23 protein-coding genes are annotated in these 26,575 nt (G+C 56.9%); 7 read left to right on the top strand and 16 right to left on the bottom strand.

Annotation, left to right across the window (positions count from 1 at the left end):
- The first annotated feature begins 50 nt into the window (after positions 1 to 50).
- Positions 51 to 1,715, top strand: a complete 1,665-nt coding sequence (locus DUD43_RS09975) for an ABC transporter permease (RefSeq protein ID WP_153230168.1) — start codon at positions 51 to 53, stop codon at positions 1,713 to 1,715.
- Positions 1,712 to 2,506 carry an ABC transporter ATP-binding protein gene (locus tag DUD43_RS09970; RefSeq protein ID WP_153230167.1) on the top strand — a complete coding sequence of 265 codons (795 nt, stop codon included), beginning with the start codon at positions 1,712 to 1,714 and terminating at the stop codon, positions 2,504 to 2,506. The genes DUD43_RS09975 and DUD43_RS09970 overlap by 4 nt, the downstream gene beginning before the upstream one ends.
- Positions 2,507 to 2,515: 9 nt before the next feature.
- On the opposite strand, the gene DUD43_RS09965 is transcribed toward DUD43_RS09970, so the two are convergent.
- The gene (locus tag DUD43_RS09965) at positions 2,516 to 3,700 is read right to left on the bottom strand and encodes an MFS transporter (RefSeq protein ID WP_153230166.1); all 1,185 of its coding nucleotides are present in this window, start codon (positions 3,698 to 3,700) and stop codon (positions 2,516 to 2,518) included.
- 102 nt (positions 3,701 to 3,802) lie between these two features.
- Here DUD43_RS09965 and DUD43_RS09960 point away from each other — a divergent pair, with 102 nt between their 5' ends.
- Entirely contained in the window at positions 3,803 to 4,732 is a 930-nt protein-coding gene (locus DUD43_RS09960) for a LysR family transcriptional regulator (RefSeq protein WP_153230165.1), read from the top strand.
- A 6-nt stretch (positions 4,733 to 4,738) separates the two neighbouring features.
- Here the strand turns inward: DUD43_RS09960 and DUD43_RS09955 are convergent, their stop codons facing one another.
- The 7 genes from DUD43_RS09955 to DUD43_RS09925 all read right to left on the bottom strand — a co-directional run bounded on the left by DUD43_RS09955 (position 4,739) and on the right by DUD43_RS09925 (position 13,441).
- Positions 4,739 to 5,197, bottom strand: coding sequence for a GNAT family N-acetyltransferase (locus DUD43_RS09955; protein ID WP_153230164.1), 459 nt, complete (start codon positions 5,195 to 5,197; stop codon positions 4,739 to 4,741).
- 123 nt (positions 5,198 to 5,320) lie between these two features.
- Positions 5,321 to 6,733, bottom strand: a complete 1,413-nt coding sequence (gene glnA, locus DUD43_RS09950) for a type I glutamate--ammonia ligase (RefSeq protein ID WP_153230163.1) — start codon at positions 6,731 to 6,733, stop codon at positions 5,321 to 5,323.
- Between the two features lie 227 nt (positions 6,734 to 6,960).
- Positions 6,961 to 8,175 carry a radical SAM family heme chaperone HemW gene (gene hemW, locus DUD43_RS09945; protein WP_194273374.1) on the bottom strand — a complete coding sequence of 405 codons (1,215 nt, stop codon included), beginning with the start codon at positions 8,173 to 8,175 and terminating at the stop codon, positions 6,961 to 6,963.
- Between the two features lie 4 nt (positions 8,176 to 8,179).
- On the bottom strand, positions 8,180 to 8,791 hold the full coding sequence (gene rdgB, locus DUD43_RS09940) for an RdgB/HAM1 family non-canonical purine NTP pyrophosphatase (RefSeq protein WP_153230162.1): 612 nt from the start codon (positions 8,789 to 8,791) through the stop codon (positions 8,180 to 8,182).
- 153 nt (positions 8,792 to 8,944) lie between these two features.
- Entirely contained in the window at positions 8,945 to 9,682 is a 738-nt protein-coding gene (gene rph, locus DUD43_RS09935; protein WP_026482596.1) for a ribonuclease PH, read from the bottom strand.
- Between the two features lie 29 nt (positions 9,683 to 9,711).
- Positions 9,712 to 12,333 carry an AAA family ATPase gene (locus tag DUD43_RS09930; RefSeq protein WP_153230161.1) on the bottom strand — a complete coding sequence of 874 codons (2,622 nt, stop codon included), beginning with the start codon at positions 12,331 to 12,333 and terminating at the stop codon, positions 9,712 to 9,714.
- Positions 12,323 to 13,441 carry a metallophosphoesterase family protein gene (locus tag DUD43_RS09925; protein WP_153230160.1) on the bottom strand — a complete coding sequence of 373 codons (1,119 nt, stop codon included), beginning with the start codon at positions 13,439 to 13,441 and terminating at the stop codon, positions 12,323 to 12,325. The genes DUD43_RS09930 and DUD43_RS09925 overlap by 11 nt, the downstream gene beginning before the upstream one ends.
- Positions 13,442 to 13,588: 147 nt before the next feature.
- Between DUD43_RS09925 and DUD43_RS09920 the strand changes: the two genes are divergently transcribed.
- Together DUD43_RS09920 and nudC are read left to right on the top strand one after the other, a co-directional pair.
- Positions 13,589 to 14,521 carry a YicC/YloC family endoribonuclease gene (locus DUD43_RS09920; RefSeq protein WP_063690191.1) on the top strand — a complete coding sequence of 311 codons (933 nt, stop codon included), beginning with the start codon at positions 13,589 to 13,591 and terminating at the stop codon, positions 14,519 to 14,521.
- A 611-nt stretch (positions 14,522 to 15,132) separates the two neighbouring features.
- The gene (gene nudC, locus DUD43_RS09915) at positions 15,133 to 15,894 is read left to right on the top strand and encodes an NAD(+) diphosphatase (RefSeq protein ID WP_153230159.1); all 762 of its coding nucleotides are present in this window, start codon (positions 15,133 to 15,135) and stop codon (positions 15,892 to 15,894) included.
- A gap of 8 nt (positions 15,895 to 15,902) precedes the next feature.
- Here the strand turns inward: nudC and DUD43_RS09910 are convergent, their stop codons facing one another.
- From DUD43_RS09910 to DUD43_RS09885, 6 genes are all read right to left on the bottom strand, one after another.
- The gene (locus tag DUD43_RS09910; protein ID WP_153230158.1) at positions 15,903 to 16,358 is read right to left on the bottom strand and encodes a MarR family winged helix-turn-helix transcriptional regulator; all 456 of its coding nucleotides are present in this window, start codon (positions 16,356 to 16,358) and stop codon (positions 15,903 to 15,905) included.
- A gap of 71 nt (positions 16,359 to 16,429) precedes the next feature.
- Positions 16,430 to 17,587, bottom strand: coding sequence for an FAD-dependent monooxygenase (locus DUD43_RS09905; protein WP_153230157.1), 1,158 nt, complete (start codon positions 17,585 to 17,587; stop codon positions 16,430 to 16,432).
- A 10-nt stretch (positions 17,588 to 17,597) separates the two neighbouring features.
- Positions 17,598 to 18,590 (bottom strand): VOC family protein, encoded by a 993-nt coding sequence (locus DUD43_RS09900; protein ID WP_153230156.1) that lies wholly within the window; start codon positions 18,588 to 18,590, stop codon positions 17,598 to 17,600.
- Positions 18,587 to 19,450, bottom strand: a complete 864-nt coding sequence (locus DUD43_RS09895; protein WP_153230155.1) for an alpha/beta hydrolase — start codon at positions 19,448 to 19,450, stop codon at positions 18,587 to 18,589. Before DUD43_RS09895 ends, DUD43_RS09900 begins: the two co-directional genes overlap by 4 nt.
- A 4-nt stretch (positions 19,451 to 19,454) precedes the next feature.
- Positions 19,455 to 20,693 carry an MFS transporter gene (locus DUD43_RS09890; RefSeq protein ID WP_153230154.1) on the bottom strand — a complete coding sequence of 413 codons (1,239 nt, stop codon included), beginning with the start codon at positions 20,691 to 20,693 and terminating at the stop codon, positions 19,455 to 19,457.
- Between the two features lie 170 nt (positions 20,694 to 20,863).
- Complete coding sequence (locus tag DUD43_RS09885; RefSeq protein ID WP_228125760.1) at positions 20,864 to 21,988, bottom strand: MFS transporter; 1,125 nt, start codon at positions 21,986 to 21,988, stop codon at positions 20,864 to 20,866.
- A 97-nt stretch (positions 21,989 to 22,085) separates the two neighbouring features.
- On the opposite strand from DUD43_RS09885, the gene DUD43_RS09880 reads away from it, so the two are divergent.
- Entirely contained in the window at positions 22,086 to 22,859 is a 774-nt protein-coding gene (locus tag DUD43_RS09880; protein ID WP_153230153.1) for an AraC family transcriptional regulator, read from the top strand.
- Between the two features lie 122 nt (positions 22,860 to 22,981).
- Positions 22,982 to 24,298 (top strand): M20 metallopeptidase family protein, encoded by a 1,317-nt coding sequence (locus tag DUD43_RS09875; RefSeq protein WP_153230152.1) that lies wholly within the window; start codon positions 22,982 to 22,984, stop codon positions 24,296 to 24,298.
- Positions 24,299 to 24,374: 76 nt separating this feature from the next.
- Here DUD43_RS09875 and DUD43_RS09870 read toward each other — a convergent pair whose 3' ends face one another.
- Positions 24,375 to 24,824 (bottom strand): Hsp20/alpha crystallin family protein, encoded by a 450-nt coding sequence (locus DUD43_RS09870; RefSeq protein WP_153230151.1) that lies wholly within the window; start codon positions 24,822 to 24,824, stop codon positions 24,375 to 24,377.
- 190 nt (positions 24,825 to 25,014) lie between these two features.
- Complete coding sequence (locus DUD43_RS09865; RefSeq protein WP_153230150.1) at positions 25,015 to 26,547, bottom strand: nucleobase:cation symporter-2 family protein; 1,533 nt, start codon at positions 26,545 to 26,547, stop codon at positions 25,015 to 25,017.
- Between the last annotated feature and the right edge of the window lie 28 nt (positions 26,548 to 26,575).

Here is a 26,575-nt window from a genome sequence, read left to right as displayed (position 1 = left end):
GAGTGGCGGTCGTCGCGCATTTAAGCGCCTGTAATACCTAGCCTTTCATAATGCCCTTTTTTCGTCGTCTGCCCTTTTGGTCCCTGGCTGCTGCTGTGATTGCCCTGATCGTGGCAGCGCCTGTGATTACCTTGCTGACCTACGCCTTAGGCGGCTCGACCGAGCACTGGTCGCATCTGTTCCAGTTCGTTCTGCCCCAAGCCATGAGCAATACCTTGCTGTTGCTCTTGGGGGTAGGTGTGGTGGTGAGCTGTCTGGGAGTGGGATCAGCCTGGCTGATTACGGCCTACGAGTTTCCCGGACGACGGGTCCTGCAATGGGCTTTGTTGCTGCCCTTGGCAGTGCCGACCTATATCGTGGCCTTTGCGTATCTGGATTTGCTGCATCCGATCGGCCCGATTCAGTCTGCCATTCGCTATGTCTTAGGCTATAGCAGCCCACGTGAATTCCGTTTGCCGGATCTGCGCTCCTTGGGTGGTGCGATCTTCCTGCTGGGGTCGGTGCTCTACCCGTATGTGTATCTGAGCACGCGCGCCATGTTTGCCACGCAATCGGCCAGTTTGCTGGAGGCCGCCCGCATTATGGGTGAATCGGGTCGCAGCGTGTTTTTCCGTGTCGTGTTGCCGATGGCCCGCCCTGCGATTGCAGTGGGTGTCAGCTTGGCCTTGCTGGAAACGCTGAATGATATTGGTGCTTCCGAGTTTCTGGGTGTGCAGACCCTGACGGTGTCCATCTACACCACCTGGGTGACGCGCTCGGACCTGGCAGGCGCAGCACAAATTGCCGTATCCATGCTCTGTCTGGTGGCGGCGCTGATCAGCATCGAGCGTTATGGTCGCCGTCGCCAAGCCTATTCCAGTAATCAACGCTCCGAACCCATTCGACCTACCCGGCTGAAAGGCTCGGCTGCCTGTATTGCCATTGCTTTGGGTGTGGCGCCTGTGCTGGTGGGTTTTGTGGCTCCGTCTCTGTACTTGTTGAACGAGACGATCAAGCATGTGAGCCTGGCTGGCGGTGTGTCGGCGCAATTACTGAGCAGCGCCTGGAACACCTTGTATATAGCTGCTCTGGCAACCATTGCGACGCTTTCTTGTGGTCTGGTCGTCGCCTGGGCGGCTCGTGCAGTACGTTCGGGACGCAAACCGCGTCTGACCCGCTTTCTGGCCGGTGTCAGTAGTCTGGGTTATGCCATTCCGGGCACCGTGCTGGCAATTGGCCTGTTGACGCCTTTGGTCATGTTTGACTCTTTCTACAATCAAGTCATGTCCTGGTTGGGGGTCTCGGCAACAGGTTTGTTCCTGATGGGTTCAACGCTGGCTCTGGTGTTGGCCTATACCCTGCGTTTTCTGGCGATCTCAATTGGCGGTATTGAAGCCGGGCTGGCGCGTATCCCCGCCTCCTTGGAGCAGGCTTCCCGTTTATTGGGTGAAACCCCGGCGGGCACGCTGAAACGTGTGCACTTGCCCTTGCTGCGTCCCGCCATGGGCGCGGCTGCCCTGCTTATTTTTGTTGATGCCATGAAGGAGCTGCCCGCAACCTTGTTGCTGCGTCCGATGAATTTCGAGACCTTGGCAACCTGGCTGTATGCGGAAGCGGCTCGCGGGACGTATGAGGAAGGCGCGGTTGCTGCCCTGGCCATTGTTCTGGCCGGTTTGATCCCCGTTATTTTATTGGCACGTACTCAATTGATGGCCTCTGGCCCACGCGCATCATGAACGATTTTCTGGATTTGCAGGCAATTACCCTGTCTTACGAAACGTCCGAAGGCTTTCGGCCAGTTGTTGACCAGCTCAGCCTGCATTTGCCCCAAGGGGAAATTGGCTGTCTGCTAGGCGCATCGGGCTGTGGCAAGACGACGGTTTTGCGGGCGATTGCCGGTTTCGAGCCTTTGCGGGCCGGGCATATTCTATTGAATGGCCGTGTCTTGTCAGCTGTGTCTCAGCAAGTGCCGCCGGAAGATCGTCATGTGGGCATGATGTTCCAGGATTACGCCCTCTTTCCTCACCTGACGGTAGAAAAGAACGTGGCGTTCGGTCTGCGTAAATGGGATAAAACCCAGCGTCAGGCACGAGTGCTGGAAATGCTGGAACTGGTGGACCTGGCTCGTTTGGCGCAGCGCTATCCGCATGAATTGTCGGGTGGTCAGCAACAACGCGTGGCCTTGGCACGGGCCTTGGCTCCCAAACCTTCCCTGCTGTTGCTGGATGAACCTTTTTCCAATCTGGACGTGGATACCCGCGAGCGCTTGGCGTTTGAGGTGCGCGATATCCTGAAAAGCGCAGGCATTACCGCGATTCTGGTGACCCATAACCAGGCCGAAGCGTTTGCGATTGCTGATCGTATTGGCGTGATGCAGGCTGGCAAGATCATCCAGTGGGATACGCCCTACAGCTTGCACCATCGTCCAGTGAATGATTTTGTGGCGGACTTCATTCGTCGCGAAGCCATCATGGCACAGCGGGCTCAGGCCTTTTTGCGTGGTGAGCCCGCCGCAGGAGTTTCCTGATTGTGGCGTTCAGCCTGCTGGTTTGTTCATTGCTGACGCAGGCCTTATAGCGACAAAGCGCATCATTAAAGGCAAAGCCAGAGCCACGCAGGCGGTCAGTATCAGCAAGGCGTTCAGAGCGGTGTTGGAGATTTCCTGATTCCCTAGAATCAGGGACGGGGTTGCCAAAGCGATGAAACTGGCGATGTGGTTGCCCGTGGTTTGCAAAGCCATGAAGCGGCCACGCTGGGCTGGCGTGGGATAGCTGGCGCTGGCGGCGCTGGCACAAACCAGCCGGGTATAGCTGCCTGCCATGAACAGAATCATGAAGCCCAGGGCGGAACCCCAGCCTGTCGCCAGTACGAGCAAGGCGGCCAGTAGCAGGAAAGTCCCAATATCAGCCGTGAAGGCTTCCCCCCATTTCTTGATCCCCAAGGCGGATAGGCGTGAGGCCAGCAAGGCGGCAACTCCGCCCAGGATGAAAACCAGCGGCATTTCAGACAGTTGCGTGCCGTAGCGCAGAGCCAGCACGGGGATCAAGACGGGAATCAGCAATAAAGAACCAGCTTGTGCAATGGCAGGCAGGCCTAGCCAGGACCAGGCAGCTTTGCCCAAGGCGGTGAACTCGGGTTTGACATTGCTTGAGGCTTGATTCGGCAAGTAAAAGTACGCGATCAGGCAGGCCAGGAGGCTGAGCCCAGCCAGAACCAGCAAGGCGATACGCCAGCCCATTTCGACGGCGATGAACAAGGTCGCAGGCATTCCGGCGATGCTGACCAGGGCAAATGCGCTGACCACAATCGCAATTGCGTCGGTCCGTTGTTCGGCACTCATGCCGTTCAGCAGCAAAGTCAGGGCGGCGCTCATCAAAAAACCACCCAGCAAACCGGCCCCCAGACGCAACAGGATAAACAGCCCAAATTCAGAGCTGACAGCGCCCAAAGCCGTGAGCACAGCCAGAAGAACCAGAGCCAGCAACAGTAATGGCTTTAACGCTGCCCGGTGCATCCAGCGAGCAGCCAGTACGCCCGATAAAGCGGCGGCTCCCATATAGGCAGAGGCGGCATATCCGGCGTAGGTAGCAGGAACATCAAAGTCCACTGCCATCCAGACAAATAAAGGCGTCAAGGCCATGAATTCCAGAGCATGAACAAACTGGATAAAAGACACGGCACGGGCACGCAGTCGGGGGCGTAACACTTCAGAGTCAGACATGGCGATACGTATAAAGAAAGAAGCCTCTAGCCTAATTTTTCGCGGTTTTGATATGTAGTCTCTATAATTTGAATATTAAATTATCAAAACCGGGATAATTCCATGACTTCCCAGCTGAATCTGAATGCCTTGCGGGTTTTTGTCCAGGTCGCTGAAAGCGGTAGTTTTACGGCCGCCGCCCAGGTGCTGGATTTGCCCACCTCAAATGTCAGCCGCTATGTGGCGCAACTGGAGCGGCAGATTGGCCAGCGTTTGCTGGAACGCAGTTCCCGGCAATTGCGCCTGACCAGCGTGGGCCAAGGCTTGTTCGATACCGTGCAGCCCTGGTGGGGAGCGTTAAAGCAGGCCGAACAGGATTTACTGGATCAGCGTACCCGTTTGTCGGGACGCTTGCGGATTTGCATCCCCTCCGAGGTGGGGCCGTTTTTATTGGGGGGTGTTCTGGCGGATTTTGCGGCGCAACATCCGGATCTGGAGCTGCATTGTCAGACCAATCTGGAAGGCCCAGGTGTGCTGACGCAGGATTTTGATCTGGCTTTACTGATGTGCCGGGGTGCGTTGCCGGACAGCAGCCTGGTGGTGCAGGAGTTGTGCTCTTTTGATTGTCAGGTTGTGGCCGCGCCTGCTTTGATCGAGCAATACGGCATGCCCAGCAGTCTGGAAGAGTTGGAGCATTTGCCCTGCATTACGACTGACACGGCTTTGGATGGCCAGGCCTGGCAGTTTGTCTTACCCGATGGTCGCTTTCAAATTCTGAATGTCCCCAGCCGTTTTTGTGTGAATAGCGGCTTGCTGGCAGGAGCCGCTGCGGTTAAAGGGCTGGGTTTTGCGATTCTGGTGCAGCAAGGATGTGAAAAAGAGATTGCCCAAGGGCGTCTGGTCTCGGTTCCCCTGCCCTTGCCTCCCGCCCCTTTGCGTCTGGTACTGGCGTATACGCATAGACGGCATTTGTCGAACTCGGCACGTGCCTTGATCGAGTATCTGAAGGCGCAAACTGATATTTTTACCTTGCCTGGGTCGAGTGAGCAGTAGGCTTTATCAAGCAATGACGGCCGCTTTGACCATATCAATATGAGGAATGCCGTCCTCGTCGTAGATTTCGCCCACAGGTTCAAACCCTAAAGAACCGTAGAACTTCTGCAAATGCGCTTGTGCGCCAATGCGTATGCCTGCGCCAGGATAGCGGGCTTCCGTAAAACGGATCGCCTCAGCCACCAGCGCATAGCCGATTTTCAGGCTGCGGAACTTGGCCAGGGTCAGGACACGGCCAATGGAAGGCTCTTCATACTTGAAGCCAGGTTCAACAACACGGGCATACGCAGCCAGTTCGCCGTCCTTGAGTATGGACAAATGCCAGGAATCCAGATCCAGGCCGTCCACATCCTGGTAAGCACACTCCTGCTCCACCACAAACACCGCTTCGCGCGCCTGGATGATTGTGTACATTTCCCGCGTGGACAGATCGTCCAGCCTTTTCCATTGAAAAACCAGGTCCATCTTTACTTCCATGACGATAAGGGGTGGGTGACTGCGTATGGTAATCGTCCGAGGGCAGAATAAAAAGAGCGGCTCGAAAGCCGCTCTTTTGGATCGTACTGGCCAAAGCCAGCGCCTTCGATCTTACAGGCTGTAGTACATGTCGAATTCGACCGGATGCGGAACCATACGCAGACGAGTGATTTCGGCTTGTTTCAGCTCGATGAAGGCGTCCAGCATTTCATTGCTGAACACACCGCCACGGGTCAGGAATTCGCGATCTTTGTCCAGGGACTCGATCGCTTGTTCCAGCGACACACAAACGGTTGGGATTTTTGCATCTTCTTCGGGTGGCAGATCGTACAAGTTCTTGTCGGCTGCATCGCCGGGGTGAATCTTGTTCTGCACACCGTCCAGACCAGCCATCATCAAGGCCGAGAAAGCCAGGTATGGGTTGGCCATTGGATCGGGGAAGCGGGCTTCCACACGACGTGCCTTGGGGTTGCTGACGTAAGGAATGCGGATCGAAGCCGAACGGTTACGGGCGGAGTACGCCAGTTTGACCGGAGCTTCAAAATGCGGAACCAGACGCTTGTAGGAGTTGGTCGTGGGGTTGGTGATGGCGTTCAGGGCACGGGCGTGCTTGATGATGCCGCCAATGTAGAACAGCGCGAACTCGGACAGACCGGCGTATTCGTTACCGGCAAACAAGTTCTGGCCGTCTTTCCAGATGGACTGGTGCACGTGCATGCCGGAACCGTTGTCACCGACCACAGGCTTGGGCATGAAAGTAGCCGTTTTGCCATACACGTGAGCCACGTTATGGATGGTGTACTTCATGATCTGGTTCCAGTCTGCGCGCTCGACCAGGGTCGAGAAGCGAGTACCGATTTCCAGCTGGCCGGGGGCTGCCACTTCGTGGTGGTGGATTTCAACAGGAACGCCCTGCTGTTCCAGCAGCAAACACATTTCGGAGCGCAGGTCTGCAAAGGAGTCGGTAGGCGAAACAGGAACGTAACCGCCTTTGACGCCAGGACGGTGACCCAGGTTGTTGCCATTGAGTTCCAGACCACGCGACCAGGGAGCTTCGTCGGAGCGAATCTTCACGAAGCTGCCCGACATATCGTCGTTCCAGGTAATACCGTCGAACACGAAGAATTCTGGCTCGGGACCAAAGTACGCGGTATCGCCCAAACCGCTGGAGCGCAGGTAGGCTTCAGCACGCTTGGCCAGCGAACGTGGGTCGCGGTCGTAACCTTTCAGATCGGAAGGCTCGACCACATCGCAGGTCAGAATCAGGGTGGGCTCTTCACGGAACGGGTCCATACGGGCGGTTTTGGCGTCCGGGATGAGCAACATGTCCGAGGCTTCAATTCCTTTCCAGCCAGGCAAGGAAGAGCCGTCAAAGGCGACACCAGACTCAAAGCGATCCTCGTCCACCGCGTGTGCGGGGGTGGTCAAGTGGTGCTCACGGCCCAGGGTATCGGTAAAGCGGAAATCGACAAACGTGATTTCGCGTTCGGCGATGATCTTCAGAACATCTTCGGGGGAGGACATGGTTACTCCAGCGTCAATGACGTTAACAAAAAGTGAGGAGGAGTGGCGCGGATCATTGTGTAACCCACTACGGCAGGTCTTAATTACGTTTATCGGGATTGCAACTGAATCTGATCCAAACAGCGCAATACCGATAAAGTAGTTATGGCATAGGACTTACCAGAAATTAATTGTAGAGCAATTGTGCAGATGCACAATAAAAAATGTCTTAAATAAACAATTAAATGTCAGGAACCTTCATCAGGAAGGAATGCTTCCTGTAAATCATTTAAGAATCGCCAGCCTAAATCCGTGGTTCGAATACGAACCGGATCGGAAGCCAGCAAACCTTTCTCGATATTGCGCTTGATCACGGGCAGGATCTGCACCAGCGGCACACCGGTGCGCTCCTGGAAGTACTGCGAGGGGACACCCTCTTTCAGGCGCAGCACGTTCAGCATGAACTCAAAGGGCAAGTCCTTGGGCGTGACGCGGGCATTGTGCGCATAGTGGCTGCCGTCGCGCTTGATGGCGTTCTGCATCCATTGCGCCGGGCTGCGGGTGGTGGCGGTACGGATAATGCGGTCATGAAAGGACAGCTTGCCGTGGGCCCCTGGGCCTATGCCGATATAGTCGCCAAACTCCCAGTAATTCAGGTTGTGGCGGCTATGACCACCGCGCTTGCTGTAGGCCGAGATCTCGTACTGGTTCCAGCCACGGCTGGCGGTCAGCTCGATCAGGCGGTCCTGCATGGCGGCGCTATCGTCGTCATCGGGCAAGGCGGGTGGGTATTTGGCGAAGACAGTATTGGGTTCCAGCGTCAAATGGTAGAGCGACAAGTGCTCTGTCTCATAAGACATGGCCTGCAAAATGTCCTGCTCGGATTGCGCAGGCGTCTGGCCCGGCAAGGCGTACATGACATCCAGGTTCACACGGTCCACGGCCTTCATGGCCGCTTCAATGGCTTGCCGTGCTTGCAGGCTATCGTGAATGCGGCCCAGTGCTTGCAGGGCTTCATCGTTAAAGCTCTGGATACCCAAGGAAATTCGGTTCACGCCACTTTGCGCAAAATCCATGAAGCGCGAGGCTTCCGAGGCACCGGGATTGGCTTCGAGCGTGATTTCTGCGTCGGGTAACAGGTTCAGATGGGAACGCAGCAAGGCCAGCATGCGGTCCAGCGCCTGGGCCGACAGCAGGCTGGGCGTGCCACCACCGATAAACACGGAGATTACCTGTCTGCCCCAGACCAGCGGCAGGGTTTGTTCCAGATCGGCCTGCAAGGCGTCCAGATACTCGTTTTCGGGCAGTTCAGCCGGTGCTTCGTGTGAGTTGAAGTCACAGTACGGGCATTTGCGCACACACCAGGGCACGTGCACGTAGACGGACAGGGGCGGCAGGCTGGGCAGCAGAGTGGCAGGCCCGGAACCAGGCCGGATGCGCACCTCGGGAGAGAAAACAGTCATGTTTTTACTCGGCGGCCAGACGGGTCAACAAGGCTTGCATGGCTTGCGCCCGGTGGCTGTACCTGTTCTTCACTTCCGGCGAGAGCTGTGCCGCGGTTTGCTGGAGCTCGGGCAGATAAAAGTGGGGGTCGTAGCCAAAGCCGTGCTCGCCAGCGGGCTGATCCTGAATCTCCCCTTCCCAGACGCCTTCAATCACGATGGGCCGTGGGTCCTGGGCATGGCGCACATACACCAGAACGGCCACATAACAGGCGCGGCGGTCGCTTTGTCCTTGCAGACGCTGGACCAGCAAGGCGTTATTGGCAGAGTCGGACTTTTCTCCGCCCAGTTCGCGGGCGGCAAAGCGCGCGGAGTACACGCCGGGGGCTTCGTCCAGGGCGCGCACACAGAGGCCGGAGTCATCGGCCAAGGCGGGCAAGCCGCTTAGCTGGCTGGCATGACGAGCCTTGGCCAGCGCATTCTCGATAAAAGTGGCAAAGGGTTCCTCGGCCTCGGGAATGTTCAATTGGCCTTGCGGAACCATGCTGATACCGGCCTGGGCCAGGATGGCGGAAAACTCCTTGAGCTTGCCGGCATTGTTGGAGGCCAGGACTACACGCTTGGATTCAGTGTTCATAAGTCGCTGCAGGCGGCAAAGCGCCCTGTTCAGTAAAAATGGCAAGGCGCCGTGCCAGGCAGTGTGTGCTGCATGGGACGGCGTCCCAATAGAGGTTTGTCCCGCTGCCTGGCGGTATCGCGCAGGGAGCAGGACAGACCCGTTTCATCGTGATCAGCCCTGCAAGGCTTGTTTCTGGGCTTGCATCAGCTCGGCAATGCCCTGCTCGGCCAGATCCAGCAAGCGGTTCAAGGTGGGACGCGCAAAGGTCTGGCCTTCGGCCGTGCCCTGCACTTCCACCAGATTGCCGCTGCCTGTCATGACGATATTCATGTCCACGCCGCAGGCGGAGTCTTCCAGATAGTCCAGATCCAGCACAGGGTTGGATTCAAACACACCAACCGAGACGGCCGCCAGTTGATCCAGAATGGGCGAGGCTTGCAGCTTGCCCTGCTCTTGCAGGCTACGTACGGCCAGGCTGGCTGCAACCCAGGCGCCCGTGATGCTGGCGCAGCGGGTGCCGCCGTCGGCTTGCAGCACGTCGCAGTCAATGTGAATGGTGCGCTCGCCCAGAGCTTTCAGATCGAAGACGGCGCGCAGGCTGCGGCCGATCAGACGCTGGATTTCCTGAGTGCGGCCATTTTGTTTGCCACGGGCGGCTTCACGGTCCGAGCGAGTGTGCGTGGAACGAGGCAACATGCCGTATTCCGCCGTGACCCAGCCCTGTTCCTTGCCTTTCAGAAAGGGAGGAACTTTGTCGAGCACGCTGGCATTGCACAGAACATGGGTTTCACCCAAGCGGATCAGTACCGAGCCTTCGGCGTGACGGGTAAAACCGGTCACCAGTTCGATAGGACGGCATTGTGCAGCGGATCGACCCGAGGGGCGTGCAATCGTAGCGTTTTCAGACAAGGCTGGACTCCGGACAAAATTCAAAACGCCTATTGTACGCCTTGCGGGACGGGCCGTAGCGCAACACCCATGTCCATCCACTTATCGGCCTGGCAGGTGAAAAGCAGGATCTGATGGCGCTGGGCGGCGTCGTGAATAATGCGCTTCATGGCCCCCAGGCGATCGTTGTCACTGTGGACCAGCACGTCATCCAGAATCAGCAAGGTAGGACGGCCTGCCTGTTGCAGCAAATCCGCATAGGCCAGACGGGCAATCAGGCCGATTTGCTCGCGTGCGCCAAAGCTCAGGCCATCAATATCGTCAGCTAACCCCTGCCCGCTATCGCGTTGCAGCCAGCGAGGGGCCAGATACTCGTCCAGCTCCACCCGTGCCTTGCCCAGAAGCAGGCGCAGATAGTGGTTGATGTGCTTTTGTAGAGGCTCGTGCAATTGCTGGGTCAAGGCGTTGCGTTGCTCTCGCAGAACGGTCAGCAAGAGGCGCAGGGCCGCGACACGGCGCTCGTAAGTGGCACAACGGCGTTGGCAATCGTGCAGACGTAGTGAGGTCTGGTCGATTTGTTCTTCCAGACCTTGCGCTCCGTGGGTTTCCAGCTTGGTTTGCACCAGTTGGGCGGCCAGACGGGCCTCGTTATAGCTTTGCTCCTGCTGCTGGGCGCTGCGCTCCAAACGTTGCAGGTCCTGCTCCAGAACCGAGACGGGCAAGGCGGCCAGTTCGGCTTCCAACGCCTTTTGATCAGCCAGTTGCTGCTCGCGTTGCAGGCGTAATTGCCCCCACTGCTGTTCGCGCTCCTGCTGCGCTTGCTGGCGTTGCGGGTCAGCCCATTGCTGTTCCAGGCTATTGGCTTCAGCCTGGGCCTGTTCCAGACGGGTCTGGGTGCGGGCGACGGCTTCGCGGGCATCATGCCAGTCGCTTTCCAGCGCACGGTACTGTTGCTCGGCCATGGTGGCGGCTTGGGCGATACGGCCCAGCTCCGAGGCCTCGATGGCTTCGCCTTGTGGACGTTGCGGTGCGATGCGTTGTTGAGCGGCCTGAGCCAGACCTTGCAAATGCGCTTTGCCTTGCGGGGCCAGCGCTTTCATGGAGCTGCGTAACAGTCGGTCTTGCTGCTCTTGTTCCCGATATTGCTCGCGGCGGCGCTCCAGCTCTTCCAGGCTTTTCCCGCCCAGTTGGCCAAGCGCTTGTGCGTATTCTTGCTGGGTTTGCGCCAATTGCTGCTGCACTTTACCCAGGTCGCGACCACCGGGAATGATGCGTAGCTGGCCCATTCCGGGTAGCTCAATCAGGGTGCTGGCACTAAGGTGAGCCCGGTGCTGGCCTTGAATGGATTCGCCATCCAGCAGCAGGCTGGCTCCGTCTTGCAGTTCGATCTGCAATTCGGTGGAAATCGTCTCCAGCTGGTGCTGCAAGCGTTGAATAAGCTGGTGCTGTTGGCGTAGCTGATCCAGTGCCTCGTCGTTTATTTTCAGCTGCACCAAGGCGGCACCGCATTGTGCCAGCTGGGTTTCCAGCTTGCCCAGCTCTTCCAACTGCCCTTGCACCTGTTGCAATTGTTGCTGCGTGCCTTCAAAGCTGGCTTGATCCTGAAACCATTGTTGCCAGGTGCGGGCGCGTTCCTGTTCCTGCTGGCTGGCGTCTTTATGGCTGCGGGCCAGCTCCAGGCGCTGGTTCAGGTTGTTGAGTGTGCCCTGCTCTTGCTCCAGCTTGGCGACCAAGGATTTCACCTGCTCGGCACGCTGGCTGCGTTGGCTGGCCCATTCCTGGTCGCGTTCCCCAGCTTGCTGATAGAGCTTTTCACGCTCTGCCAGCATGGTCAGCGCTTGTTGCAGCTCCTTGGCACGTTCCTGTAATTGACGGGCTTGAAGCAACTGAACCTGTACTTGCTTGGCCTGCTCACGCAACTGTTCCCAAGGGCGGTTAGCCTCCGCATTGGCAATTTGCTTGCGGGCCTGCGCCAGTTCGTCCACCCATTGCTGGTACTGCTGCAAGGCGGATTGCTGGCTCTGTAACTGTTCTTCCAGCTCCTTGGCTTCTTTCTGCGCTGCCAGCCAGACGCCGCGAGGCTGTCCTTGAGCCTGAGTCACATATTGGTCCAGCTGTTGCTGGGCCTGTTCGATCAGATAATCTCCGTCTGCACTGGTCAGATCGGCAATTTCGCTACCCAAAGCCTGCTGCAAGGTGCCGCTGGCGTGTTCAACCGAGCTGCGCAGGTCCTGGCCCTGCCCTTGCTCGATCCACAAAAGGCCAGGCACGCCCCAGTTACGGGCCTGACTGCTGCCTTTGGCGGCGTACTCAAAGCCCATTTGCTGGGCCAGGTATTGCTCGGCCTCGTCATTGTCCAGGTGCTGATTGCCGATGTATAAATCGCAGCGCTTGCGCTTCAGGAAACGCTTGCTCAGGCGCATGTCCTGGCCGTTCAGGCTGAAATTCAGCTCGATTTCCGGTGCGGCCGAGGAATCGCCCCAAGGCAGGATTTTTGTCAGGCTGCCCGTGCCATAGCGCTCGAAAAACACCGTGCGCAGGGCTTCGGCCAAGGTACTTTTACCGGCCTCGTTCGGGGCGCTGATGATGTTCAGGCCCGGTTCCAGCTTGTCCAGTGAGACGGGCTGGCGAAAGCGCTTGAATTGCTCTACGCGCAGGGACTTAAGGTGCATGACCACCTTCCTTATCGCGCAGCAAACCGGCCAGAATTAGCAAGGCATCTTCAGCGGCTTGCTGCTGGCTGCCGTGACGCAGCTCCTGCAATTGTTTCAGTGCAGCCTGCAGATAACCATCGGCTTGCAAGGCGTCCAGATCTTCTTCAGAAGGCGCCAGACGCAAGGCCTCGCGCTGGCAATCCCAGGCGCGGCAACGGGCTTGGGCCTGTCCCAGAATGCTCTCCAGACGCTCAAAACCGCTCAGGCTCAGTTGGCCAGACAGCTCCAGCTCCACCACGCTTTGATCGGTCAAGGCATTCAAATCCCGCTCCAGCAGGTCCAGATCCGTGTCGTCATTCAAATGCTGCTGGATGCTGCGCCAAGGGTGCTGTGCAACCGGCAAGGCTTGAACCACAGGCGTTGCGCCCGGCTCGCTGATTTCCACCAGCAAGGCCTGGCCGGAATCGTTATCCCGAAAGCGGTCCGGCTCGGGTGTGCCGCTGTAGTAACAGCGTTCGTTGATTTTGACGGTGCCGTGCCAGTCGCCCAGCGCCAGATAGTCCAGTTTGGCGCGCTGTACGCGGTTCTGATCAATCAGATTATGGCTATCCAGATGCTCCAGCACCCCGCTGACGCTGCCGTGTGCCAAACCCAGACGCCAGTAGCCTGCCGGGCTTTCGGCCTGATCGAACCAGTCGCTCAAGTCCTGATAGGTCTGACGTTGCGTCAAAGGCGCGGGCAGGACCGCAAGTTTCAGGCTATCCAGCAGAAAAAGCGCCGGTGTATCAAGCACATGCACGTAATCGGGAATGCAGTTCAAGCGGCGGGCGCGTGTCCAGACGCTTTCGCTCAAGGCCGCGTCATGGTTGCCGGGCAGGAGCAGCCAGGGGCCGGTGAAACCCGCCATGGCATTGAAACTGCGGCGCAGATTGCGATCGCTCAGGGTCTGCGAATCAAAGACGTCGCCTGCCACCACAATCAGATCGGCACGATGTTCTGTAGCCAGCGCGGCCAGCTTTTCGATCGCCTTGAAACGCGCCTCAGCCAGGGCGGCCGCGTCCTCCAGCTCGAAACGCGAGTACTGGCGACCTATTTGCCAATCGGCTGTATGCAGGATTCGTAGCATGACTGCCCTTAGTGATGATAAAAAAATCGGCCCTTGGAGGCCTTGAATGCCTAAAGTATAGAGCTTTGTCGCGGCAAGAGGCGCGGCCAAAGCCGGGACCTGAGAGTACAATTGGCGGCTTTATTCCATTCTTAAAGTGACCCACCCATGATCCGTAGCATGACCGCGTTTGGCAGCGCCAAGGCCGAGTCCGAAGCAGGCACCATCAATATCGAGATGCGCAGCGTCAACAACCGCTTTCTGGACCTGAATCTGCGTTTGCCCGAGGAACTGCGCTTTGCGGAGAATCTGCTGCGCGAGCTGGCCGCCCAGGGCGTGCAGCGCGGCAAGCTGGAATTGCGGGTCAACTTTGCCCGCAGCGGCACGGATCAGCAACGCAGCCTGGATATGGAAGCGGTGGAGCGCACGGCACAGATGCTGCAAGTCGCACGTGTTGCCATCCCTGACCTGCCTGCGCCCGAGCTGCATACCTTGTTGAGCAATCAAAGCGGCAATAATTCGGGCATGGACCCCGAAGTCTGGCTGCCCATGATCAGCCAGGCTTTCGAGGCGGCCTTGCAGGATTTTCAGGCGACCCGAGAGCGTGAAGGCCAGCGTCTGGCCCAAGCCATGCTGGATATTCGCCAGGACATGAGCGCCATTGTGGATGAAGTCGAGCAGCACCTGCCCTCGATCCTGACGGAGCAAAAGAACAAGATTGCTACTCGTCTGCATGACGCCTTGCTGCAAGCCAGCCCGGACGGTTTTGCCCTGATTTCGGGCGAAGAGCTGTCTGCCCGCGTCGCTCAGGAAGCGGCCGTTTTCTCCCTGCGTATTGATGTGGCCGAGGAACTCGCCCGTCTGCGTTCGCATTTGACCGAGCTGGAGCTGATTTTGAACGGCGATACCAGTGTGGCGTCCAACAAGAAAAGCACACGCCAAGGCAGTACCGGCAAGCGTCTGGACTTCCTGTTCCAGGAGATGAACCGTGAGGCTAATACCTTGGGCTCCAAGGCAGGCAGCATGGACATGACGCGTGCCTCTATCGACTTGAAGCTGTGTATTGAGCAGCTGCGCGAACAGACCCAAAACATCGAGTAAAACCAGCCAGCAGCGTATTTTTTTGCCTGCTAGCTGTTTTTTCTTCAGTTGCTGTCTGCTTAAACCGTCTTAAACCCCAGGTTTTATGCGGTTTTTTCAAGAAAACCGTCTTGCTCAGGCCAGGCGGTTTTTTTGTGGGCTTTTTCTGAACAGCTCCAAACTCCCTGCTACTGTTTTTTTTGAAAGTGGTCTAGTAAAGCCAGGAATAAATACAGACACTTTATAAGCTGCCTTAATATATAAAAATAAAATAGCGATTTTTAAAACAAAAAAATAAAACAAAAATAAGAAATGGTTTTTATAAATAATGAATCTGCTTTTAAAAGTTTAAAAACGAATCGCTGGTTTTAAATAAATTCATACTTAATTATCTGTCTGCTAATTAGGCGGCTTGCCAGTTTTGTCCTGGGATTTTCTCGACAAGGCCATGTAAACCGTCATCTTTTTGACACTTGTGTTTCTGGTTTTAAAACGGCGGCTTTTTCTGCGCCTGGTCTGGATGCTCTCCTCGGCTCCTTGTGTTTTTTTCTGCTTTTTTTCGCCTTCGCCCTTCCCGTACAATAGCCAGCGCTGTGCTGCTCTTAGGCGGCTTATTAAAGGACAGGAAACACATGAATTTCATTTTTCGTGGAAATGAAATATTGGTCAGCAGCCAAGAAGGACAAGCCTTGATTCCCGCCAAACCCGCGCTGGATTTAGCGCCGGCGCAATGGCATGCCCTTTTCCCGGGCGACGATTGTCAGGATTTTGCCTGCCACGTAGCGGCAGAGACTCCGGCTCCGGATGGCTTTATCTTCCGCCACTTGCGCGGAGTACTGTCGCAGCTGGGCGATCAAGCCAGTATTGTGAACCGGGCGTTTCAAGTTTCGGAATGGGCGCGCAGCCATCGTTACTGTGGTGTGTGTGGCTCGGCCATGGAGCGAGTGAAGCATGAGCTGTGTTTTCGCTGCACTTCCTGTGGCTTCTCGGCCTATCCCCGAATCTCCCCGGCCATGATGGTGCTGATCCGCGACAAGGATCGTATCTTGCTGGCCAGCCACTCCACTTATGCAACGGCGCGCTACACCGCCCTGGCCGGTTTTGTAGAAGCTGGAGAAAACCTGGAAGAAGCCATTCACCGCGAGGTCATGGAGGAAGTGGGGCTGCGCGTGGACAATATCCAGTATTTCGGCAGCCAGTCCTGGCCTTTCCCGCATTCGTTGATGGTGGCTTATACCGCCGAGTATGCCGGTGGCGATTTGCGCATTCAGGCTGACGAGATCAATGATGCGCGCTGGTTTGGCCCTGGTGATGCCCTGCCCGATCTGCCCCATACCGATTCCATTGCGGGTCGTCTGATTCGGGCCAATCTACCGGGGCAGGCCAAGAACTAAAGCGTGATTCAGGTTGCCAGATGGGTGGCGACATTGCGCAGCATGCGGCCCAGGTCCTCGCGCTCATTCGGATTGAGCACGGACAGCGCATCATCAATCATTTCCTTGGCGGCGGGCCAGACTTGCGCATAGCGCTCACGGCCCGTTTCGCTCAGGTACACGCGCATATAGCGGCTGTCGTTTTCATCCGTGCGGCGCTGCACCAATTCACGCTCTTCCATCTGGTCAATCACCCGGCTCAAGACCGGCTGATGCACCACAATGGCCTTGGCAATTTCCCCGATGCTGCGCCCGTCTTTATCCCACAGGTACTGCAAGACCCGGAAGTGCACATAGGTCATATTGTGCTCACGCAGGGTGGTCGATCTCAGGGTTTGGTCCAGCTTGTAGATAATGTTGGCCATTTGGAAGGCCAGATTGGTTTCTACACTGCTGTCAGGGATGGAGACGGGAGTTTTGCTCATAATGCCTTGGGAGAGTCAGTCCTGCGCTTGTCGCCCCATGAAACCGGAGCGACAAGCGGACCGTCAGTATACTAGCAGAGCTCTGCTTGGACGGTTCCCGTAGGCGTGTGACTGGCGGCGCGGAAAATCTGCGCGTAGCTCCAGGGATTGGCCATGGCAGAACGCACGACCTGCGTACGCACGGCATCGGGCAAGGCACTGATCTCGCCATACAGACAGGACCACTTCTGGCAGTGCTCCACAATCTCGCGTTCATTGTTTTCCCAGGCTTCCAGGGCTTCGGGGATATCGCGCGCATCCTGCACCTGTTCCAGGAAGGTGGCCAGAGCCAGACCATTTTGCATGGCCATGCCCCCACCCTGCCCCAGGTTTGGCGGTTGAGCGTGGGCGGCGTCGCCCAGAATCGCCGTGCGTCCACTGGACCAGGTTTTGCAACGCGTCACACTGTAACGGCCCCAGCTGACCGGGCCATCTGCACGTTCAATCAGGTGCGCCCAATGCGGGAACAAGGCGGACCAGTATTCCTTGTCGATCTGGGTATTGCTGGCGCGTATGTCGTCATGCGGGCAAGTCAGGGCCAGATAGGTTTGGGTTTCGCTGACGGGTGTAATCAGCAAGCGATGCAGACCGTTCCAGTTTTCGATGTATTTTTGAGCATCTTGTTCATCGGTGTCGCCCGGCTTGCGCTCGATCATGGTGCGCAAGGCTCCTTCACGGGTTTGTTCGTGCACCAGTTCCAGACCCAGAGATTGGCGGATGCGCGACCAGATGCCATCGGCACCCACGACCAGATCAGCACGCAGACGCTCGCCCGAGGCCAGTTGAACTTCCCCGCGTGCGCTGGCGGCAATGACTTCGACATTGGTGCGAACTTTCACGCCTGCGCGCTTGCCGGCTTGCTCCAGCGATTTCAGCAGTTGCGAGCGCATCACGGTAATCAGACGACGATCGGGTGGCGTGGGACCGCAATCGATGACTTCATTATTCAGATCGCGCTGCTCAAAGTGGCTACCGTAGAAAGCGCCTTCAATCGCTTGCTCGTAAGCTCCCAGGGCTTTCAGAACGCGCAGGCCGTTTTCCCAGATATAGATACCGGAGCCATTGGCGCGCAATTCAGACTGGCGCTCCAGCACGGTGACATCCCAACCGCGTTGCGCCAAAGCGGCGGCGGTTGCCAGACCACCCAGGCCACCGCCTGCGATCAAGGCACTTAGTTTTTTATCTGACATGCTCGTTTCCTTAAACTTGCGCCCACAAAGGCAAAGAGTGATTGCTATCCAGAACCCGGTTGCCAGCCAGAGTTACGTACCACTCGCTGAGCAAACCGTCGGGATCACGCAAGAAGAAAGCGCGCTTCCAGGGCAGATTTACATCGTGAACGGGAGTGATGTTTTGGGCTTTCAGGCGCTCCAGTGTTTGTTCCAGATCCTGGACGCTGGCCAGCTCGAAACTGCCATGCGAGAAGGAGGCTTCTTCGTCACGGACCAGGATCAGGCTGTAATCATAATTGGCCAGACCGGCACGCAAGTAGACAACGTGTTCGTTTTCATAAACCACTTCCAGACCACCGACGTCGGTGTAGAAGCGGCGCATGGCGTCCAGTTGGGCGGTACGCAATACGGCGTGGGTGACGCGGCGGGGTTGCACCGGGGCGTCGGCCACGGTTTCCAGAGTCGGGGCGGAATCGTAGCGGCCTTCGGTAAAGGGTTCCTGACCTTCAGGGTCCCAGCGGCTGGTCAGCAATTCCATGGGGCCACCCAGCACGCTGCGCCAGTCTTTAATGGTGTCGCAGTAGAACTCGTTGTAGTTGCCATCGGGGTCAAACATATAGACGCTATGGGCGACCTGGTGGTCTACCGTCATATCAATGTCGCGCCCCTGTTCTTTGGCGCGTTTCCAGCCCGAAACCAGTTCAGCCTCGCTCTCCAGCTCCCAGGCCAGGTGATTCAGGCCGGGTTTCAGGCCGATTGTTCCGGGCAGTTGCAGCAGACCATCGCGGCCATAGCGATTCACGCCTTTGGTCGTTTCCATCATGCCCAGGTCATGAGGCGTGTGGCCGGTACCCAAAAAAGTGGCCACCAGATCAGGTTCGGTAAATTCCACTTTCAGGCCGCAGACCTGGCTGTAAAAATCTTCACCGCGTTGTAGTTCATCAACCCACAGGTTGACGTGGCCCAGACGGCGGGGCTCAAAGCACGCGGTTTGGGTGGAGTGGGAAGTTGCTTGTGTCATAGTCTCTCCTCCTGGGTATGACGATTCATGGTCTGCAACACGGCCAGTGTCAATGCGCTGTCGCTCTGTTCCAGATCCATCAAGACGTTGAAATGATTACGGTTTGGCACGGCCATGCTCTGCACCAGGCAGCCCGCCAACTCGCATTGCCGGGCGTAGTGACGGCTTTGTTCTTGCATGACGGCCGGTTCCAGTGCGCCCCAGGCCACCAGCACGGGAACTCCCTGCGCGGGTGGATGCAAGGCCGGGCTGTAACGTTGGGCCTGTTCTTCGTCCAGCTGCAGCCAGTCATTCACGACGGTCTGCAAGATGGGATGCAAATCCATCACGCCGCTAAGAATGCTGGCGCTGTGGATCAGACGCTGTTCACGTTGGGCATCGGCCGCCAGCAACATGCCGCTTAAATGGCCCCCTGCCGAGCTGCCACTAATATGAATACGCTGCGGGTCGCCATTAAATTGCGCTGCGTGAGCGTGAACCCACTGCAAGGCGCGTTCGCATTGCGCCACGATCTGCGGCAAGCGGTAAGCCGGAGCCAGGCCGTAGTCCAGGCAAATCACCGTGGCACCGGCGGCATGCAGGCTTTGCGCCATCATGGCCGAGTCGTCCTTGGACAACATGCGCCAGTAACCACCATGAATGAACAGATAAACCGGGGCACCGGCCTGGCTGGCCGCATAAACATCCAGTTTTTCTGCCGGGTCATCGCCGTAAGCATGGGTGCTGAAACAGGTGCCCAAGGCAGCACGGGCCCGTTCGCTGGCCTGCTTGTAGGCGGCCATTTCAGCGTCAAAATCAGCCACCGAGGCCTGGAGCCGGTATTGCTCCAGGTCTGCCGGATCGAAAACAAGTTTGTTCATTTCTTTATTCCGCCTGTGCCGACGGCAAGCGGTTCAACATGAGGAAACCAATGAAAACCAGCACTTCCACAGCCAGGAAGCTGCCAAAGGCCCAGACGTAGGAGCCGGTCAGGCTCAGCAACAGGCCCAGCAAGGACGGCGCAACGAAGGTGGCGAACACACCGCCCATCTCGGCATAGCCCGCGGCACAGGGGCCCAGGTTCACGCCATAGCGTTCACCCACGTAGCTGAAAATAGCGCCGCCATGAAACACCCCTACGCCGCAAAGAATGGCCACGATCAGCAAGCCGCTGTAGGGCAAGGCCTGCCAGGCAACCAGAACACAGGCGCTGGCCGCCAGAATGGTTAACCACATGCCCACACGCATCACGCCAACACGGGTGAAGCGATCGCTGACGTAACCGCCCAGAATCAGGAAAAAGACTTGGGACAAGCCCATGATGGTGCCGAACAAGGGAGCCTGTTCGGGGGCCATTTTCTGCACATCAATCAGGGCAGGAATCAACCAGGTAGCGGTTGCCGCAACGGAGAACAAGGCACCAAAAATCGCCAGAATGCCCACCCAGATCCAGGGACGTGCGGCAATGGAGCGCAACACACCGGCATCGGTCTTGATCTTGTCGTGAGGATCCTGATAAGGACCGGCGCGCACTACCAGTTGCGTGATCAAACAGGCGCTTAAAGTCAGCCCGCCCAGAACCAGGAAGAAAGCACGCCAGCCATGCGCCATGGCATAAGGCAGACCCAAGGCAAAATCCAGGGTAATGGCTAGCGAATAGGCGGCCAGAATGATGCCCAGGACCAGACCCTGGCGGCGTGGAGCAAACCATTGCATGACGATTTTCATGGACCCAACCCAGACGGCGGAATCAAAAAAGCCCACAACCAGACGCAGCAGAAATAGCTGCGTGAAATCCTGCGCCTGAGTCTGCAACAGCATCAGCAAGCCGCTACCACCCAAGCCAATCAGGTACAGACGGGCCGAACTCATGGAGCGACCGCGTGGCGCCCAGAACAACATGCCCAGTGCGAACGAAACACCGAAAGCACCCTGCACCAAGCCGGCTTGCGCGGGGCTTAGTGACAGGTCTGCCGACACAATTTTGATAACGGCTGCAAAGCCATAAAAGTCGGCCGCCAGGCACATCTCGCCCATCACGGCCATCAACAGCATGAGCAAGGCCACTGTGCCGCGTGGCTTGGCCTTGTCGAGCGCCTTGCACATAACCCCCTGTTCCACCATGTCATCCTCTCCTTTTGGATAAATGTTCAAGCTGAGTGTTTGTCAGGCACACTCTTCAATTGCTTTAAACATGAAGGATTATGGTGATTCGGCTTAATCTATGTCAATACATATGTATTAGTATATACCCTATAGTGAGGTGCCTTACGAATGACATAACAGGGTTTTTCTCAAGCCTTTTTCAGAGGTAAAGCCAGGCAAATAGCGGCCAGAACAGCACAAATAAGAGTCACATCAGCCAGATCCTCCCACCAGGCTGACAAGGCCAAGCCCAGACCCAGCAACAAGCTGTACATCAGACCAAAGACAGCACCTGCCATACCGGCTACCGAGCGATAGTGCTGCAAGGCACCGGACAAAAGGTTAGGAATCGCAACCGCGTAGGCCAGCGCAAGCAACATGGCAGGCAGCAGAAAAATCAGCTGTTTGCCCGCGAACTCCAGGCCAATAGCCGCTGCCGCCAATAGCGCGATGCCCCGCCAAATCAGCCTGTGGGACGACTGCCCCGCTGCCAGCCAACGGCGGTTCAAAAATGCTCCCATGAGCGTGCCCGCAGCCAGCAGAACACCGGCAATCATCATGGGCCAGTTTTCCGAGCCCAGGCCTTGCAGCAAAAAGGGAGCCCACTGATAAAACGCGAAAATCGTGGTGTTGAACAGCGCCACCAGCAAGGCTGATTGCCAGATTGCGGGATCTTTCAACAAGCGAATCAGAACCTGCCACAAGCTGCTGCGCTGACTTTGTACGGGGCGGGTTTCAGGAAGCTGCAATAGGCTGATGCCCAGCAGAACCAAGGCCAGCACCAGCAAGCCGATAAAAACCGGCATCACTTCAGCACCCGAGGACAAGGCCACCCCCATGGCCAAACCCAGCAAAGGACTCAGCGCCAGAGCTGCCCCGATAGTGCCGAAAATCTTGGCCAATTCTTCGGCCTGATAACGGTCCCGCAGCATGGTTTGCACGCCAATGGAGCCGACCGCCGCACCAAATGCGCTAATCATGCGGGCCAGCAAGAGCACCGTGAAATTTGGGCTGAACAAGGCAAGCAGACAACCCAGGCCATACACCGTTAAACCTGCCAGAACAGTTGGCCTGCGCCCTGCCCGGTCGCACAGCCAACCCCAGAACAGCACCCCGACCGCAAAGGCAATAAAGTAGACGGACAGGGTTTGGCCCGCCTCACTGGCCGAGACCGCGTAACGGTGGGCAATAAGGGGCAAGGCGGGGCTATAGGCGGTCTCCACCACCTGCGGAAACATGATCAGGGCGATCATTAAAAGAAGAAAACGAGGCATGCCAATTCACACATCAATTTGAAAAGAATCAGCGTAGCTCTGGTCAGTTTTTTCTATTACACGTATTCTGATTAAAAACCCATGAAATCGGACAAACATGCCCTACCTGGATGCCAGTGACCCATTCCCCGACCTGACAGGACGCCATGCGCTGGGTATTGCCGCCCGTTTGGCGCAACATGATTCCGGCCTGCATCAGCATCCCTGGGGCCAGATTCTGTATACGCACAGCGGTTGCATTACCGTCACCCTGGATCAGCAATTGTGCTTGCTGCCGCCAGGGCGCTTGATCTGGATTCCCGCCCTGCTGCCCCATCAGGCGCAAATGAGCGAACAAGTGGATTACCGATCGGTGTATCTGGACCCGACTCATTACCCGGATTTGCCTTCGCAAGTCCAACTGCTGGCCGCGAACGACTTGCTGACGGCCGCGCTGGACCGCATCGCCCAAGCGGATCTGGATGAAGACTGGGACCAGCCACCGGGTCTGCATGTAATGCTGGTCTTGCTGGATGAACTGCAACGGGCACCCGATCAGGCCCTGTTTCTGCCCTTACCGCAAGATAGCCGCTTGCGGCAAATCCCCTTGGATACCCTGCCTCCCGCGCTGAACGAATTGGCCGGCTATTTGGGTGCCAGCGAAAAAACCATCAGCCGCCTTTTCAAGCGGGATACCGGCTTGAATTACCAGCAGTGGCGACAACAATGGCGTTTGCTCAAGGCGATCGAGCAGTTGTCTAGCGGAGACCGTGTAACCCAATTGGCCTCAGACCTGGGCTTTGCCAGTGACAGTGCGTTCATTGCCTTTTTCAAGGAGCAGACTGGCCTGACTCCCGGCCATTACAGCCGTCAGAAACGTTATTTTGATTAGGCAGCAATGGGCGAATGCACTAGGGGATTCTAACTAGTATAGGTGTCAATTAATTACTCCGTTTACTGTATATACCAGTGCTATGATCAGTCGGTATTACTACTAAAAAGAGAGGAGACTGTATGAAGCATTCATTCCGCCTGAGCTTGTTGGCAGCGACGTGTTTAATGGCCGGTACGGCGTTGGCGCAAGCCAGCAATCCCATGATGGATACTGCGATGAGCAAGGCCGATGCCTTGGAACAGCAGGTTATTGAGTGGCGTCGTCATATTCACCAGAATCCTGAGCTGTCTTATCAAGAGCACAACACAGCGGCTTATATCAAAGCCGCTCTAGAAACCATGCCCGGTTATCAGATCCAGACCGGCATTGCACAAACCGGCGTCAAGGCGGTATTGAAAGGTGGAAAGCCTGGTCCTGTCGTGGCCCTGCGAGCCGATATGGATGCCTTGCCCGTGCAGGAACGTAATGACCTGCCCTTCAAGTCCGTTGCCAAAGGCACCTGGCAAGGTAAGGAAGTGTCGGTATCGCACGCTTGCGGTCATGACACCCATGTAGCCATGCTGCTAGGCGCGGCCAAGGTGTTTTCGGATATGCGCGATGAACTGCCCGGCACGATTGTGCTGCTGTTCCAGCCTGCTGAAGAACAAGGCCCTGGCAAACCTCTGAGCGGTGCCAACGCCATGATGGCCGAAGGCGTGCTGGACCAGCCTAAAGTGGATGTGGTGATGGGCCAGCATATTGGGCCTTCCTACCCCGCAGGTAGTATCGGCTATCGCCAAGGCAGTCTGATGGCCAGTGGTGATGTGTTCTCCATCTCTTTGGCAGGTAAAGGCGGCCATGGCTCCTCTCCCTGGAATGCGGCCTCGCCCGTTGTCGCTGCGGCTGAAACCGTTGTGGCCTTGAACAACATCATTGCCCAGCGCACCAATCCCCAGGACGGTACAACTGTGGTGACGGTAGGTTCGCTGCAAAGTGGTAACCGCCCCAATGTGTTGCCGGAAAGTGCCGACATCAGTGGCACCGTGCGTTCCTTGTCCAAGCAGAACCAGGCAACGGCACATGAGCTGATTCAGCGTTATGCGCAAAACATTGCTGCGAACCACGATTTGAAGGCTACTGTGCGTATCGACACGGGCTATGAAGTTCTGGTCAGCGATCCTAAAGCCACCCAAACCGTGATTCCAGCTCTGGATCTGGCTACTGACGGGATTGGTGCCAAGGAAGTAGCCCCTGGCATGGGCTCCGAGGACTTCGGTGCTTTTGGCAAGGACGTACCCGTAGTTTTCTGGCGTCTGAACGCCTCGCCGTATTCCGACAAGATGGGGGCACCTAATCATTCGCCTGAATTCATGATTGATGAAAAGGCTTTGCGCATCGGTACTCGTGCTTTGGTAGCCAGCTCTTTGACTTATATGATGGATCACAAAAAACCGTAGCCATCTTGATGGTTTCAGATGGAGAACAAAAAAAACCGCGCCGTAAATGGCGCGGTTTTCAATTTAACAGGCTTGTTTAGCGAATTTCCAGCTTCTTGGCCCCTGCCCCACTCTTTTTCTTGGGCAGAATCAGCTCCAGCACACCGTTTTCGCATTTGGCTGTCGCCTGGGCCTCGTCAATATCCTGCGCCAGGCTGAAGCGACGGGTTTGTACCCCGTAATAGCGCTCGCTGCGCAAAACCGTATCGCCATCCTTTTCTTCCTGAGTGCGACGGCTTTCCACGCGGATAGAAACAACATTGCCTTCAACACTGACGTGGACGTCTTCTTTGTTGATGCCAGGCACTTCTGCGCTGACTTGATAGGCCTCTTCGTTCTCGCTGACATCCAGACGGATGCTGGGCGGTGTGTTTCCGGCCAGAGAACCGACTACCGGGACGCGTCGGAAGATGTCTTCAATATCCCGCCACGTGTCCAGACCTGCCAGATCTCCAAAGGGATTAAAACGTGTCAAATGACTTGCCATGCTTGATCTCCATTTTTCCTTTGCTGAGCCCTGCTGCAATGGAAGGCGTGGGCTCGGTCGCCTACGTAAGAGGAGATGAGGTTAGTCCCTGATATTTCAAGTGCTTAGATAAAAAAACCGCCTTGCTCTCTAGAGAGACAAGGCGGCTAAAGGTACGACCTTATATTCTTTTAGCAGCGTTTTTATGGGCTCAGGTGGCGCTTAAACCCGGTTTTGTGTGTAGCACAGGAGGCTGTTCGGGTGCAGGGTGTTCATCCGCAATAACCGGGATTTCCTTGCCATCCTTGTCCATGATCTTGCCGTTCTCAACGTAGTCACCCTCGTTCAGGTTTGCCACGTCCGAAACCCGCAGATAGCGGCCCCCACCGGCAGCAAATACAGAAGGCTGATCGGGATTGCCCAAGGTGAAGTGGTTGAACAAGAGGTTCAGCACAATTGCCACCAGCGCAGCCGAGCTGATGCCGGAGTGGAAAATCGTCGCAAACCAGACCGGGAAGTGCTCATAGAACTTGGGAGCCACAATAGGAATCATGCCGGCACCGATAGCCGTGGCCACGATGATCAGATTCATATTGTTTTCATAGTTCACCTTGGCCAAGGTACGGATACCGCTGGCAGCGACGGTGCCAAACAGAACCATGCCCGCACCACCCAGTACGGCTGGGGGAACAGCAGCAACCAGACGGCCCATGATGGGCAGCAGGCCCAGCGCGATCAGAATCAAGCCACCAAAGGCCACGACGTAGCGGCTTTTTACGCCGGTTACCGCCACCAGACCTACGTTCTGGGCAAAGGCGCTTTGTGTGAAGGAGCCAAAGACAGGCGCGATCAGGCTGGAGAGCATATCGGCACGCAGGCCATCGCCCAGACGACGTGCGTCGACTTTGGTTTCAATAATGTCACCCACAGCCAGAATGTCAGCCGAGGTTTCCACCAACGTCACGATGATCACAATGAACATGGAGATGATCGCGGCAGTCTGGAAAGTGGGCATGCCAAAGTGGAACAGGCTGGGCAAGGCAAAGACCTCACCTTCGCTGACGGCGGAGAAATCCGCATGGCCCATGGCTACGGCGATGACAGTACCGATGATGATGGCCAGCAAGATGGACAGGCGCGAGATGGTGGCGCTGCCCAGCTTGCTGAGCAGGAGCACAATCAGCAAGGTCATGGCGGCCAGAGAAATATTGCCAACGCTGCCAAAATCAGGCGATGAGGGGTTGCCGCCCATAGCCCAGAATGCCGCGACGGGCATCAAGGTAAGCCCAATCGTCGTGATGACGCAGCCTGTTACCAAGGGTGGGAAAAAGCGGATGACTCGTGAAAAGATCGGTGTAATCAGCAGCCCTATTATTGAGGCCACAATGACGGCACCAAAGACCGCTGGTAAACCGCCACCCGTGCCCAGAATGGCAATCATGGTGGCGACACCGGAAAACGACACCCCTTGAACCAGCGGCAGGCGGCAACCAAAAAATGGCACGCCCAGGGTTTGCAGCAAGGTGGCCAGGCCGCCCATGAACAGGCAGGCGGTAATCAGCAAGCCTGTTTCATTGGCAGGCAGGCCCGCGGCTTCGCCAATAATCAGCGGCACGGCAATGATGCCGCCGTACATGGTCAATACGTGTTGAAAGCCATAGGCCAGATTCGCGCCCAGGCCCAGATTCTCGTCTTCGGGGCGCTGCGCAGTCGCTGCACCCGTAGCCGTTGTAGGTGTTGTCATTGGATGTCTCCGAAAATAAATAGGCAGG

The sequence above is a fragment of the Alcaligenes faecalis genome (assembly GCF_009497775.1).
Classification (GTDB): domain Bacteria; phylum Pseudomonadota; class Gammaproteobacteria; order Burkholderiales; family Burkholderiaceae_B; genus Alcaligenes; species Alcaligenes faecalis_D.
This window is presented reverse-complemented; position numbering and strand designations above follow the sequence as displayed.